The organism is Holospora obtusa F1 (assembly GCF_000469665.2).
GTDB classification, from domain to species: Bacteria; Pseudomonadota; Alphaproteobacteria; order Holosporales; family Holosporaceae; genus Holospora; species Holospora obtusa.
This window is the reverse complement of the sequence record NZ_AWTR02000039.1, coordinates 1-12,878: the sequence shown is the minus strand read 5'-3', so window position 1 is coordinate 12,878 and position 12,878 is coordinate 1. Positions and strand designations below refer to the sequence as shown.

The following is a 12,878-nucleotide window of genomic DNA, read 5'->3' as shown; positions in this document are numbered from 1 at the left end:
TATATATTATGTTTGAAGGACGCGTCTTAGAAGAGGGGACTCCAGACGTTGTTCTGAAAAGCGAAAAAGTTCGAACCGTATACCTTGGAACAACTTTTAGCTTGTAATCACTTTAATAAGTAAGTAAAAAATCGCCCTATTGTGTAAGTTGTTGTTCGCTCTTCAATAAGATTCGTGATTTTTTCTCTCTACACGCATACAGTAAAAATAGTTGAATTGTAATGCGAAACATGGTATATTTTGTCTGAAAAGATAGATGATGTCAACGCGTCCGTATAGAGTAATTCAGCTTGAAAACGGGACAAAAAGATGCTATTTTTAAGATGTTCAGTCCCAACAACATGTGGTTTGGATTATGATTAAAATTTGACGTGTTACGCTCAAATTTTAACATGATAATATCAAAAAGGGGCTGATCTTTCAATGATTTCAGCTTTCTTTGATGACTATAGTAAAACACAAAGGTCATCACATGGCGCTTTAGCTCATCGAGGTTTTTGTAAAAATAAGCCTTTGTTGTGTAGTGTTTGAGGATTCTGTTGGTGACTTCGATCTAAGCGTTGGTCCAAGGATGCTTGAATTTGGTGAGCCCGTGTTTAATGTTACGCTCCTTGAACATCACATCAAAGGTGGTACGTTTTGTTTTTTGGCCTCAGGTCTTGCGCAAGAAATTCATAGGTAAATTGTGCCCCATTGTCTGTGAGAATTTTCGTTATTTTAAAAGAACAAGAGAAGTTGTTTTGATCAAGAACATCACTGATTTTAGACCTTTGTTGGTTGTGGTGTTGCCAATCAAATTGACAACTGCTTCTCTTGAAATTAATGGCTTGCAATACCGCGCCAGCGCTTGAGATAGAGAAAGGCATTTTCAACAAGAAGCCGCTTATCAATTGCCAAGCTTGCGTGCAATCAGCCGTGGTACCGTCTGTAATAATGATTCTGACTGCAGCATACCATGCGCATCCACGGCCAGATGTACCTTTGTATTAATCCCCTTTTGAGCGGCTAATCTCTTGATTTCCACCTTTCGCACCAGCTGCATGAGGATGCACTTTGATGTGACTTGCATCAATCATCAGCCATTCATAATCCGGAATATCAACTCGTTCTTCGAGCAAGATACCTTTGTCTCTCCATCTGATAAAACGACGGTGCGTATTGCTCCAGCTTCCATAATCTGGCCATGGCGCTCCTGTCCTTAAGATCCAGAACATGGCATTAATACATTGGTGATTATCTTTAGCTTTCTCGCCCCAAACCCCTTCTCGTCCTGGTAAATGAGGCTCTAACACAACTCCATACACGGTCTGAAATATCGTGGCGACGATGGGCTTCTGACATATAATACCTATGCATTCATGAAATAACTGCATCACTTATATCATACTTCCTATCTCGTGACTACACTATTTAAGCTAAATTACTGTAATGCTAATCTGTGTTTTCTGTGTATCGGCGATTAAAGAAACTAGGCTTTAGCTATAAAAAAAACCTTTACCTATTTTAAAGTAAACCAAGAAAAATGAGAATGATATAAAAAAACTATAAAAAGCATACCGTCAGTTGTATATATTGATGAAATCGGTATTGAGATGACCATTTGTGCAGAACGCAAGATGGGGCGGAAAGGAGAAAACTAACCATTTGAAAAAATAGAAGATGAGGCAAAAAAAGTGAAAAACTTGTTGGTAAAAAGAGCGGTAAATATTACGAAAAAACTCATATTGTAGCGGATTTAGTCAATAATAAAGCGATTGCTCCGATGGTTTTTTAACAGTATTTGTAACACATAATTATTCGAAGCTTGGGTAGATCAGTTTTTAATAAAAGAATTAAAACCCGGACAGATTGTAGTCACGGATAATGCTTCATTTCATAACTCTCAAAAAATCAAAAAATTAATGGAGTCTTTCGGTTGTAGTTTTTTTACCATTTTATTCATCTAATTTAAATCCAATCGAGGAAAATAGGAAACGACGAATTAGGCAGAAAATTAAGTTCTGCCAGGATATATCAGTCAATTACTGCTTTTTATTTTATCGCAATTCAACTACTTTTACTATAAATGTGGACGCAGTAAAAAAATAACCTAAAAGTATTTTCTCACTGTGTTTTAAAGCCTACTTCGCTAAGAATTTAGATTTTATTACTTCAGACATGAAAAAACTTGAAATATCCAAGCATTGTATACTTTTTTTGCCCTATTGTTTTTATTAAGTTTTTTAATTACAATAAATGTTAGTTTCTAAATTTTTATCGGTAATAAGTATTTGTTTATAAAAAGCAATACATTTAAGGAGTTTTTTGTGAAGATTGTTTTTTTTAAGTGTGAGTGTGTGCAGGTATGAATATTCATAGTACGGCCGTTGTACATTCTGACGCTGTGATTCATCCAAGTGCCATTATTGGGCCCTATTGCGTCATCGGAGCTAATGTCATTTTAGAAAAAGATGTTCAGTTATTATCTCATGTGGTTTTGGATAAAAATACACATCTTCAAGAAGGAGTGTGCATTTATCCTTTTGCTGTTTTAGGATCAGCTCCACAGCATACTGAATACAAGGATGAGCCTACAAAGCTTGTGATTGGAAGGAACACGAAAATTCGAGAGCACGTGACCATCCATAGAGGTACTCAACAAGGAGGAGGACTAACTTGTATAGGAAGTTTTTGTATGATTATGGTGGGATGCCATGTAGGTCATGATGGACATATAGGAGATCATGTGATGATGGCAAATAATGCCATTTTAGGAGGGCATGTAGAAATTGAGGATAAAGCGGTTCTTGGAGGGATGGTTGCAGTTCACCAAATGGCATCAATTGGTAAGGGAGCAATGATTGCAGGATGTTCTGCAGTAGGTGGACATGTGTCTCCTTACACTATTGCTATGGGAAATCGTGCAAAATTAGCGGGCTTAAACTTACATCGTTTGAAAAAAGATGAGGTAACGTTTCAAGAAATTCAAGCATTCAGAGAAACTTATAGATATCTGTTCAAAGAAGAAAGCAAAATGTCTTTTGAATTTCGTATTCATAATATTCCTTCGGAATTTATGCAATATCAGACTGTTCGAGAAATGCACCGTTTTTTAAGCACTCGTAACAAAATAAGACCTATCTGTTCATCTGATCAAAGCGGTTGGGGAACAACAAAGTCTTTAAGTGTTTCAGTCGAAGTTTAATTCATGTTTTGTATGAAAAGCATGACATGTAACCGATTTATTTGAAAATATAATATCTTTCTAAAACGGCCTCAGCGATGTTTTCAACAACGCTTTGGCCTTGAGTGTAATTGTGAAAAATTTTCTCTGTATAAATTAAAATTTATAAAGAAATTTCCTAACGCATCACACATAATGGATTTTTATCGTCAATCTTCCTAAATTTTTCGATATAATCGTTTTTTACACTTCATCTTGTTATTGTGTAGTACAGTCAATTAGATTTAGGTTTATGAATAAGTAAAACACAATACTCAGTGATCGAGGAGAGACGTTTTTGACTATATGATCTAATTTTCTTTTGTAAATCAAACTTATCTTCTTATAGTTGGTTAATTTGGTTCGTAACCCATCTTTTCATATGAGCCCAAAATTTTTTTATTGGATTCAAATCGGGTGAGTATGACGGTAAAAAAATGAGTTGACAATCTACAGATTCGATAAACTCTTTCGTTCTTTGTGATCTATGAAATGCAGCATTATCCATTATTACAATTTGCCCAGCTTTAAATAATACTTGTTTAGTCCCAACAACATGTGGTTAAGTTTGTGATTAAAATTAGACGTGTTACGCTCAAATTCTAACATGATAATATCAAAGGGGGGCTGATATTTCAATGATTTCAGCTTTCTTTGATGATTATAATAAAGCACAAAAGCATCATATGGAACTTAGCTCATCGAGGTCTTTGTAAAAATAAGCCTTTGTTGTGTAGTGTTTGAGGATCCTGTTGGTGATTTCGACCTGACCGTTGATCCAAGGATGCTTGAATTTGGTGAGCCTGTGTTCAATGTTATGCTCCTTGCACATCACATCAAAGGCGGTGCGTTTTTGGCCTCAGGTGTTGCGCAAACAGTTCATAGGTAAATTGCGCCCCATTGTCTGTGAGAATTTTCGTTATTTTAAAAGAACAATGGGCGATCAGATTTTTCAAAAATGTACTTGACTCGTTAACCGACATATTTGAATGAAGCTCAACATAAACGTACTTTGTGGACCGATCAATGGCCACAAAAAAGGTAGCATTTCCCTTGATTTGTGAGGATCTTCTGTACTGTCAATATGAACAAATCCAAAGGGATAAATTTCTTTTTTTCAGGGGCCGACTCTTCTTTTTTGGGTAAGATATTTAGTCTTTTGAGGCGTCAATGCAGATTAGAGCCCATGAAATTAGAAATCTTCTCTTTCAAAGCACTATAAACATCATCAAGCGGAAGCTTAGAAACGCGCCTAAATTCACACACAATCTTTTGCTTCTGTTGCAGATAAAATGCTTTTTGGCTGTACAGGGCCAGAGCGTTTAATACTCAACACAACCGGCTTTCTTCCACTTCAAAACAATTTTAATAGTGAAGGGCCAGACGCTTTGCCATTTTTGCAGCGCTCCGTACAGAGTTTTGTATTTTTTTCGGACTCGAAGCGTCGTCTTGGCATTGTTATGCAGTATACTTCCCATAAATTAGCCTCCTTTAGTTCCTTATAAGTTATACCATCAAAATGTGGAACTAAATGCTTAAGTTATGTAAGAAATCTATTTATTAAATTAAAAAAATTAAATATTTGTTTTGCTTTTTTTTTACTATAAAGTATTATAATTAAAATAAAAATAAACAATTATGAATTACAAAATCTTATTTATTTTATTTTTATTTGTTGAAATCAAAAAAAGTTACGCGGGCGTTATGGAAGTGCCCTCTACTTTCTTTAAATATACAGCCAACCTTGTGACTACAGGAGGAAAAGGGTGTGCACGCTGCGGAACTCCATATAATGTATGGTGTATGGATAGCTATGGAAATAATAAAATGATGTACAATAAGCCAATAGAGTCCTGCTTCCAGATAACCGCCGGAGGATGTCGACCAAAAGATGGGGCTATGGAAGAAGCTCGAAAATATTGTGCAAGTTTTGGTTTAATTTTGAACGAAGCTCAAGCGGGAAAACAAGAACAAGCTCGTGGAGTTGCTAATGCTCAAATAAAAAGTACACAAAAAGCTATAAACAATGCCATGCCGTCAGCTACACTAGCATTAGGAGCGGTTGCCAGTTTTTCTGGAGTCCCAGGACAGGCTCTTCAAGGAGCAATATCTGCAAGTACAGCGATGCAAGAGCAAAATTTAAATAAAAAAGCATTAAAATCTCAAAATAAGGCATTTTCTCAAAACGTTGCAAGTATTCCTCTTGACCAAAAAAATCTTTCTTTTTCTAACGAGGTAGAAAATCATTCCGGGCAATTTGTACCCTATAGCTAATCCGGTATAAAAAAAGTTATAGCAAGTGGTGATTTAAAAAATCGTCAATAGAGCAATGAGTGGAGCAAAGAATTTACTTTACCTGAGCCCACTTTTTCTCGGTAAGATTAAGACCCAAGAGAATATAGAAAGGGAAGTATAGTAAAGTATATTATAGTAATTAAGCATGAAAATGGGATTTGAAAGAATGCGGCAATAGCTTCATAAAATTTATCAAGATGATTAATTTGGTTCTTAACCTCTCTTTTCATATGAGCCCAAAATTTCTCTATTGGATTCAAATCGGGTGAGTATGGCGATAAAAAGATCAGTTGACAACCTAAAGATTCGATCAACTCTTTCGTTCTTTGTGAACTATGAGATGCAGCATTATCCATTATTACAATTTGCCCAAGTTCTGATTCTATAACTGTTTAGTTCCTTATAGGTTATACCATAAGAATGTGGAACTAAACATATATCCAGCTTATTTTTTCTGCCTACGATCTTTTTTAATTTCTGATTTTTTCACAATTACTTATCATTTTACAGGATGTATTATTTTTGATACCGCTTATTCTTGGAAATATTTCATCTTCTAATGCTTTGATCTGTTCGTATTTCACGTGTGCCTCCAGATCTTTTTTGGCTTAATTTTTATTTAATATTTAGTTTCCCAAAACGTTTAATCAACATCTTCTAAATTATCCATACTTTCAGAGATTGTCCTCACATTTATTTTATTGTCTTGATAACAAAACTTTTTTCAGATCAATTTGATTTCATGAATTTTTGCAAAGAAAGATTTTCTTGTATTAAATAAATAGAGCGTTTCTCCCACCATATCCAAAATATAGCAAAAATTAACACACATCCGATAATTCCTAAAATTTTAATTTTTTTCATTTACATCCTACAATTCAATCAAATATTCACGCTGATTGTAGTCAATTTTTTTTATAAAAGTCAAGAAAAATACTTTATTTTGAGTGATTTTTCGTTGAATGCCTATAAAGTTTGAAAAGTATGGTAAATTAAGTTTACGTTGAAATTTGCACAAAGTTTTATTTCCAGAAAGAAAATTCTAAGATCGTATAGACAAGAATCTCTGTCTTCGATTAACTAAGTTTCAGAATTCACTTCTATTCTTAAATTTCAACTTAATTTACTATATCAGATGAATTTTTATTATCTAATTTCATAATTAAAACAAAAAAGTACTCATGCAAAAGTTTGTTTCATGGATCGTGTAATACAGCTAAAAAATTTATTTAATTCTTTCCTCTTTATCTTTTGATTCCATCCGAGTAAAATGAGGGGGATATTATTTTTAAGTTGCAAAAGTGTTGCAACATGTGAGTGCTTAAATGTATCATGTGGGAATTATTGGCTCAGGTCCAGCAGGTCTTACTGCGGCAATTTACCTTTCTCGAGGAGGGATCAAGACCACACTTTGGTCGGGATCTGAACCTGGAGGGCAATTGACTTTGACCACAGAAGTAGAAAATTATCCAGGATTCGGAACTCCTGTATTAGGCTCTGTGTTGATGCAGGAAATGATGAAGCAGGCTCAAGCTTGTGGAACAGTTATTCTTTCGGACACGGTCTTTGATTTTAAACAAGAACAAAAAAAATTTATCGTTCAAACGCATTACGATGATACGGTGTGTGATGCGTTAATTATTGCAACGGGAGCAAAAGCTCAATGGCTTGGGTTAGAAAGTGAAGAACGGTTTAGGGGATATGGAGTGTCTTCTTGCGCAGTGTGTGATGGACGATTTTTTAAAGATCGAGTCGTTGCTGTAATCGGTGGAGGAAATACTGCAGCAGAAGAAGCTATTTATTTATCTAACCAGTGCTCACAAGTGCTACTTATTCATCGACGCGAACAGTTAAGGGCAGAAAAAATTCTCCAAAATAGGATTTTTGAAAAACCCAATATACGTGTTCTTTGGAATCATGTTTTAGAAGAGGTCGTTGGTATAGAATCTCCTTATAAACAAGTAACAGGAATTTCTGTACGAAACGTAGTATCTCAACATTTTCATCAGTTAGAGGTAAACGGGGTGTTTATTGCCATTGGTCATAAGCCAGAAACGCATTGGATGCATGGAAAAATAGAGCTCGATGAAAGGGGGTACATTGTATGTCCTCCAGGAAACACAAAAACTTCGATTCCTGGAGTGTTTGCTGCAGGAGACGTGATGGATTCCGTGTATCGTCAAGCGGTAACTGCTGCAGGATTTGGATGTATGGCCGCGTTAGAAGCAGTAAATTTTTTGGAGACAGAAAACTGAGCATATTTTGTGAGCGTCGTATCTTAGGGTTAGATCCAGGATTAAACTATACAGGATGGGCGATTATTTCAACACACTCTGTAGATCGCTTTGTATGTAAAGCTTTTGGACGTATAAAAACAAATAAAGCTCAAGATATTTCAATGCGATTAGTGCATATTCATGAAGCTTTGTTGTCTGTTTGTCAGACTTGGACGCCTCATTGCGCTGCTGTTGAGCAAATTTTTGTTAACGCTAACCCAAATTCTTCCTTAAAATTGGGGCTAGCACGAGGAGTGGCCTTGATGACTCCGGGGTGTTTCAAAATTTCTGTGACGGAATACAGCGCCAATACTATAAAAAAATCAGTAACAGGTAGTGGTCACGCTTCTAAAGAGCAGGTTTTGCAAATGTTACAGCGTATTTTTCATACAACTCCCCCCTCTTATGACTGCAGCGATGCTTTAGCCGTTGCGTTGTGTCACGGATTTCATCAAAAATAATATGTATTGGAGTGATATTGGAATCGTTTTAGGTTGGCGAAATTTTGGAGAGTGTCGACGTATATTAACCGTTCTTACTCAACAATACGGAGTCCAACGAGGCATCTTGTACGGCGTTTCTCAAACTTTATTACCTGGGTGGGTTTTAAATTTAAGATGGAAAGGAGGATCTGAAACAAATCTTGGAACCTGGAGAGTTGATGGAGCGCTTTCATTGGGAATGGAATCTTTCGGCCACCCTTTAAGTTTTGTGTTGTTGACTTCTATGTGTCAATTATGTACGTACGGACTTCCGATACAAATTCCTTGTTTAGGTATTTATCAGGCATTTTTAGCAAGCGTCTCCTTACTTTCAGAGTCTAAAGGTTTGCGTGCCTACCTGCTTTTTGAGGCGCACATGTTATGCTATCTGGGGTACCAAGACCGGGAAATACATCATTTTATTAAAAACTGGCAAAACCCTAAGGCGATGTGTGTTCACAAACAATGGTTACACCAAGATTATATATGGAAAAGAGTAGGAAAAGAGTGGAATGGGTGGCAAGAAATGAAAGAGCGTGCTTATCATAAAATTTTTGATTCTCCTGATTGGAGATAATATAAGACCAGGGGTTATTTTTTAAAAAAAGTTTTTTCTTCTTACTCAGTCGATGTTTAAGTTTACGATTTTCGTAGATAGAGTAGATTAAGTTTAGGTTTGTGATTCAAATTTGACGTGTTACGTTCAAATTCTAACATGATAATATCAAAGGGAGGCTGATATTTCAATGATTTCAGCTTTATTTGATGATTATAGTAAAGCACAAAAGTCATCATATGGCGCTTTAGCTCATCGAGGTCTTTGTAAAAATAAGCCTTTGTTGCGCGTTGTTTGAGGATTCTGTTGGTGACTTCAACCTGACCGTTGATCCAAGGATGCTTGAATTTGGTGAGCCTGTGTTCAATATTATGCTTCTTGCACATCGTTTTGGCCTCAAGTTTTGCGCAAGCAGTTCATAGGTAAATTGCGCCCCATTGTCTGTGAGAATTTTCGTTATTTTAAAAGGATAATAGAAGATCATATTTTTTAAAAATGCACTTGACTCGTTAACCGACATCTTTGAATGGAGCTCGACATAAACGTTTTTGGTTCATCCTTTTGCACCTATTCATAGGTTTTGCGCTGCTCTTTTTTTGTCTACAACTCTCATTTGGCTTCATTAAGTGTGTTCATAGATCCTAAGATTGACATTCTTTTTTTAAAATTTTACAATACACATCAAATATTTTAGGATGAATTTTTTCTTTAGAAAAATGTTTTAACACGTGGTCATGGCCTGCCTTTCCTTTTTGCTCTTTTTGATCATCCTTTATCCACGCGTCTATAGCTATGCTTAAGGCCAATGCATCTCTAGCCTGCACTAAATATCCTGTTACACCATCTATAACAACGTCCTGACATCCTGGAACCTGAGTTGTAATGATTGGTCTTCCCCAAGCGCACGCTTCTAATAAACTTCTTGGCAATCCTTCACGATAAGATGGCAATACCGCACCGTGAACTTTTTCATATACCCAACGTAGATCTTTCTGAAAGCCTAGCCATTGAATATTACCTAAATTTTTCCATGCTTCAATGTGCTTTGACGTGCAAGAAGACGGATTTTCAAGATCCACTTCCCCGCAAACCAAAATCTCCAGATCTGAATTATTTAATAATCTACAAGCTTCTACTAACTCTTCTAATCCTTTTTCTTTTAACAATCTTCCTGCAAAAAGTAAGCGCCAAGGAGGTCCTTTTTGCATGGGAAGAATAGAAAAATGGCTCATATCTATCCCTGATCCAGGAATCAGAGAGATCGGAACATTTAAATTTTTTGTGCTTTTCCTTAAAATAGACTCGTCTTGTTTGTTTTGACACAATAAAACACAATTTTTTTTACGTAACACAATCGGTAAAAAACTATAAAAGATACACTGCAACACATATTTTTTCAATGCATATCCTTTTAAGGAGGCCGTAAATGTGTATCCAAGTCCCGAAAAATCATTGACTACTCCACAAGATGACCGTGCCCCATAAGATCCCAAAAAAATAGGTTTCATTCCAACATTGTGCAAAATATCTGGCGCTAATGATTTTAATGCTTTTGAAATTTCTAAAAATTCCTTCCACACACTCCAAGGAGATAGTCGCGATTTACGAAAATTTTTTAGGAAAAAAACTCGAATCCCTTCAGGAAGCTCTCTAAGCGAATCAACATAAGGGCACATTACCCACACATCATACCCTTTGTGTATTGCTCCTAAAGCTAACGACAAACGGTGAGAAATAAAGTAATCAAGATCAGAAACAAAAAATAAAAGACGTAAATGTTTACTTACAGACATCGAAAATCTTCTAAAACCAAATTAGGATAGCGCCTCCCCCATTTTCGACTAATTTGCACAGTTAAAAGCATATCAATCGGATCTTTTGGAAGAGCCGAGAGTAAGGGCCCAGCAGGTTTATCGGTAATACGAAAACACATCACGGAATACAAAACTGACGGATGTTCTTCAGCATACACTTTTAGTCGAAGATGATTGTGACCAAAGGCTGTCACGTGCTGAACACGCACACGTTTTATCATAAAAATAGGAGAAGGATAATCTGCTCCAAAAGGACCGATACGTTCTAAAACATCTAAAAAATCTGGATGATTTATCTGCGCTAAAGTGACGGACATATCAACTTTCATGGGAGCTAACGTTTTTTCAGGATAACAATTTTTAAAATTTTGATCTAAAAATTTACAAAATGGACCAATTTGATCGAATCTGAGAGTCAGTCCTCCTGCCATAGGATGCCCCCCTCCGGTCATCAGTACTCCTTCTTCACATGCTTGATGAATAAGCTTACCAATATCAATTCCAGACACAGATCGAGAAGACCCTTTTAAAGTTCCATTTTTTTCCGATAAAACAAATGTCGGTTTTCCAAAAATTTCTTTTAAATGCCCAGCTATAATACCTAACACGCCTTCATGCCAAGTACTACCCCACAAAAATAAATAATGCTGCTGTTGCTGTTTTAACGCCTGCATTAATGCTAATTGCTCTGTTGCGCGCTCAATATGCTGACGTTCTTGATTCAATACATTAAGTTCTTGCGCGATTTCAAGCGCTTTTGTGGTGCTTTTTGTCGAAATCAATTGAACCCCTAGGGTAGAATTTCCAACTCTTCCTCCCGCATTGATACGAGGACCAAGCGCATACCCCAGATGAATAGCGTTTGGCTCTTCTCTAATTCCAGACACATCTAACAAGTGCATAAGACCAATATTTTTACGTTGTCCTAACACTTTCAATCCTTGTTTTACAAAAACACGATTAATTCCTCGAAGAGGCATCATATCGCACACTGTGCTCAGAGCAACCAAATCTAGCAAAGAAAACAAATCTGGTTCCCCACAACCAAGAAATGAAAATACGCCTGATTTTCGAAAATAACGATTGACTCCAACAAGATACAAAAATACCAACCCTCCTGCACAAAGAGTTTTCAAAGATTCTGGCCCCGTATAATCAAATCGTTTTGGATTAATAAACGACGTACACTCTGGGTGATGAGTTCCTGGAACCTGGTGATGATCTATAATAGTAACGCGCATTTTTCGTTCTCGCGCCATAGACATGACCTCAAAAGACGTGCTCCCACAATCCACAACAATCAAGTCACACACGTTATGGGTGTCTTGCAGCATTTGAAATCCCTGGATATTAGGTCCGTATCCTTCTTGAAAACGATTTGGAATATAAGGAATAACTGGATGACCTAACGCGTCACAATATTTCACAATCAGAGCGCTTGCACACGCACCGTCTACGTCATAATCTCCCCACACAGCAAGAGGACGTTTGTTTCGGATCACATCTTCCAAATGATCAATAGCATTCAACAGATCTGGAAGATAGCTTGGATCTGGCAAATGAGTGCGCAAAAGAGGAGAAAAAATTTCCTCTGCTTCCTCTATTGTGCTACGATTAGCCACAAGACGAGCAGCAAGATCGCTCACTTTATATTGTTCTCTCAAATAAGCGACATGTCGTTCACAAGCACTCAAAAAATTCCACTCACGTCCAGTATGAGAAAAAGAGGCTATATTTTTACGAGATGGGAGAGCATGAACTGAAAGTGGAGGAGTCATATTGTAACGCGCATTGTAAAAACTCTGAAGAGAAATCATATCATAAAAAAGATAATAAGGAAACAAAAATTTAAATATATCCTGCTTACTTTGTGAATAAATTTTTGAGAGCGTTACTGATCGGATAAAAGTATATTAACCTGTTGATACGAATAAAAGAGAACATATCGAAAAATTATGATTTTTTGCAAAGCTTATGGAGCTGATCTCAGATCGTAAAGAACATGGGGCCTATCCTAAATTAAGCCAATCGACAGTTGAAGCAAAGTGAACGGCGCCCAAAAAATTTAAAGACCTTTTATTATGGCCTGTGGTAACGGAGCTGTTCTGCCTTAAGTTTCCATAGGCATAACACGGTAAGTTTTCGCTGCCCCTCTTTCATTGTCCCCTTCACCAATCATGGCTCCTGACCTTGTGTAAGCTGAAAAACGACCTGATTTCCATGGGCATAATACGGTAAGTTTTCGCTGCCCCT

Annotated in this window: 16 protein-coding genes and 1 pseudogene; 9 read left to right on the top strand and 8 right to left on the bottom strand. The window is 36.6% G+C overall.

The features are described from left to right. Nucleotides 1-8: 8 nt before the first annotated feature. Together P618_RS08890 and P618_RS07730 are read left to right on the top strand one after the other, a co-directional pair. The gene (locus P618_RS08890) at nucleotides 9-107 is read left to right on the top strand and encodes an ABC transporter ATP-binding protein C-terminal domain-containing protein (protein WP_338034116.1); all 99 of its coding nucleotides are present in this window, start codon (nucleotides 9-11) and stop codon (nucleotides 105-107) included. A 416-nt stretch (nucleotides 108-523) separates the two neighbouring features. Then, a complete protein-coding gene (locus tag P618_RS07730) occupies nucleotides 524-682 on the top strand; it encodes a hypothetical protein (RefSeq protein WP_021827648.1) in 159 nt (52 codons plus the stop codon). A 196-nt stretch (nucleotides 683-878) separates the two neighbouring features. Here P618_RS07730 and P618_RS01550 read toward each other — a convergent pair. Then, a pseudogene (locus P618_RS01550) lies at nucleotides 879-1,341 on the bottom strand (IS5 family transposase); the annotation flags it as partial. Between the two features lie 1,003 nt (nucleotides 1,342-2,344). Between P618_RS01550 and lpxA the strand changes: the two are divergent. Further along, entirely contained in the window at nucleotides 2,345-3,184 is an 840-nt protein-coding gene (gene lpxA / locus P618_RS01545) for an acyl-ACP--UDP-N-acetylglucosamine O-acyltransferase (protein WP_024161051.1), read from the top strand. A gap of 361 nt (nucleotides 3,185-3,545) precedes the next feature. Here the strand turns inward: lpxA and P618_RS09100 are convergent, their stop codons facing one another. Continuing rightward, nucleotides 3,546-3,719, bottom strand: coding sequence for a transposase (locus P618_RS09100; RefSeq protein ID WP_420805314.1), 174 nt, complete (start codon nucleotides 3,717-3,719; stop codon nucleotides 3,546-3,548). Between the two features lie 219 nt (nucleotides 3,720-3,938). Here P618_RS09100 and P618_RS07725 point away from each other — a divergent pair, with 219 nt between their 5' ends. After that, nucleotides 3,939-4,091 carry a hypothetical protein gene (locus P618_RS07725; protein ID WP_024161050.1) on the top strand — a complete coding sequence of 51 codons (153 nt, stop codon included), beginning with the start codon at nucleotides 3,939-3,941 and terminating at the stop codon, nucleotides 4,089-4,091. A 433-nt stretch (nucleotides 4,092-4,524) separates the two neighbouring features. On the opposite strand, the gene P618_RS07715 is transcribed toward P618_RS07725, so the two are convergent. Further along, nucleotides 4,525-4,680, bottom strand: a complete 156-nt coding sequence (locus P618_RS07715) for a hypothetical protein (protein WP_024161049.1) — start codon at nucleotides 4,678-4,680, stop codon at nucleotides 4,525-4,527. Nucleotides 4,681-4,840: 160 nt separating this feature from the next. Here P618_RS07715 and P618_RS01540 point away from each other — a divergent pair, with 160 nt between their 5' ends. Continuing rightward, nucleotides 4,841-5,476, top strand: coding sequence for a hypothetical protein (locus P618_RS01540; RefSeq protein WP_021827654.1), 636 nt, complete (start codon nucleotides 4,841-4,843; stop codon nucleotides 5,474-5,476). A 107-nt stretch (nucleotides 5,477-5,583) separates the two neighbouring features. Here P618_RS01540 and P618_RS09095 read toward each other — a convergent pair whose 3' ends face one another. Continuing rightward, nucleotides 5,584-5,856: a transposase gene (locus P618_RS09095; protein WP_420805313.1), complete on the bottom strand. Its 273-nt coding sequence runs from the start codon at nucleotides 5,854-5,856 to the stop codon at nucleotides 5,584-5,586. 370 nt (nucleotides 5,857-6,226) lie between these two features. Next, nucleotides 6,227-6,361: a hypothetical protein gene (locus tag P618_RS08765; RefSeq protein WP_021827656.1), complete on the bottom strand. Its 135-nt coding sequence runs from the start codon at nucleotides 6,359-6,361 to the stop codon at nucleotides 6,227-6,229. A gap of 461 nt (nucleotides 6,362-6,822) precedes the next feature. Here P618_RS08765 and trxB point away from each other — a divergent pair, with 461 nt between their 5' ends. From trxB to recO, 3 genes are read left to right on the top strand one after another with little or no spacing between them, the layout of a single operon-like run. After that, entirely contained in the window at nucleotides 6,823-7,752 is a 930-nt protein-coding gene (trxB, locus tag P618_RS01530) for a thioredoxin-disulfide reductase (protein ID WP_021827657.1), read from the top strand. After that, complete coding sequence (gene ruvC / locus P618_RS01525) at nucleotides 7,704-8,234, top strand: crossover junction endodeoxyribonuclease RuvC (protein ID WP_021827658.1); 531 nt, start codon at nucleotides 7,704-7,706, stop codon at nucleotides 8,232-8,234. Before trxB ends, ruvC begins: the two co-directional genes overlap by 49 nt. Before the next feature lies 1 nt (nucleotide 8,235). After that, on the top strand, nucleotides 8,236-8,832 hold the full coding sequence (gene recO, locus P618_RS01520; protein ID WP_021827659.1) for a DNA repair protein RecO: 597 nt from the start codon (nucleotides 8,236-8,238) through the stop codon (nucleotides 8,830-8,832). Nucleotides 8,833-8,894: 62 nt separating this feature from the next. Here the strand turns inward: recO and P618_RS09090 are convergent, their stop codons facing one another. Then, on the bottom strand, nucleotides 8,895-9,143 hold the full coding sequence (locus P618_RS09090) for a hypothetical protein (RefSeq protein ID WP_420805312.1): 249 nt from the start codon (nucleotides 9,141-9,143) through the stop codon (nucleotides 8,895-8,897). Between P618_RS09090 and P618_RS08760 the strand changes: the two genes are divergently transcribed. Continuing rightward, nucleotides 9,102-9,233 carry a hypothetical protein gene (locus tag P618_RS08760; protein WP_275574322.1) on the top strand — a complete coding sequence of 44 codons (132 nt, stop codon included), beginning with the start codon at nucleotides 9,102-9,104 and terminating at the stop codon, nucleotides 9,231-9,233. The two genes, P618_RS09090 and P618_RS08760, sit on opposite strands and share 42 nt — an antisense overlap. A 219-nt stretch (nucleotides 9,234-9,452) precedes the next feature. Here P618_RS08760 and P618_RS01510 read toward each other — a convergent pair whose 3' ends face one another. Both P618_RS01510 and recJ read right to left on the bottom strand, forming a co-directional pair. Beyond that, nucleotides 9,453-10,604 (bottom strand): glycosyltransferase family 4 protein, encoded by a 1,152-nt coding sequence (locus P618_RS01510; protein ID WP_021827661.1) that lies wholly within the window; start codon nucleotides 10,602-10,604, stop codon nucleotides 9,453-9,455. After that, complete coding sequence (recJ, locus tag P618_RS01505; RefSeq protein ID WP_162147050.1) at nucleotides 10,595-12,403, bottom strand: single-stranded-DNA-specific exonuclease RecJ; 1,809 nt, start codon at nucleotides 12,401-12,403, stop codon at nucleotides 10,595-10,597. Before recJ ends, P618_RS01510 begins: the two co-directional genes overlap by 10 nt. Between the last annotated feature and the right edge of the window lie 475 nt (nucleotides 12,404-12,878).

Coding starts and splice junctions, on each gene's coding strand:
- P618_RS08890 (WP_338034116.1), top strand. CDS start 9: ATGTTTGAAGGACGCGTCTTAGAAGAGGGGACTCCAGACGTTGTTCTG.
- lpxA (WP_024161051.1), top strand. CDS start 2,345: ATGAATATTCATAGTACGGCCGTTGTACATTCTGACGCTGTGATTCAT.
- P618_RS07715 (WP_024161049.1), bottom strand. CDS start 4,680: ATGGGAAGTATACTGCATAACAATGCCAAGACGACGCTTCGAGTCCGA.
- P618_RS01540 (WP_021827654.1), top strand. CDS start 4,841: ATGAATTACAAAATCTTATTTATTTTATTTTTATTTGTTGAAATCAAA.
- P618_RS08765 (WP_021827656.1), bottom strand. CDS start 6,361: ATGAAAAAAATTAAAATTTTAGGAATTATCGGATGTGTGTTAATTTTT.
- trxB (WP_021827657.1), top strand. CDS start 6,823: ATGTATCATGTGGGAATTATTGGCTCAGGTCCAGCAGGTCTTACTGCG.
- ruvC (WP_021827658.1), top strand. CDS start 7,704: ATGTATGGCCGCGTTAGAAGCAGTAAATTTTTTGGAGACAGAAAACTG.
- recO (WP_021827659.1), top strand. CDS start 8,236: ATGTATTGGAGTGATATTGGAATCGTTTTAGGTTGGCGAAATTTTGGA.
- P618_RS01510 (WP_021827661.1), bottom strand. CDS start 10,604: ATGTCTGTAAGTAAACATTTACGTCTTTTATTTTTTGTTTCTGATCTT.
- recJ (WP_162147050.1), bottom strand. CDS start 12,403: ATGACTCCTCCACTTTCAGTTCATGCTCTCCCATCTCGTAAAAATATA.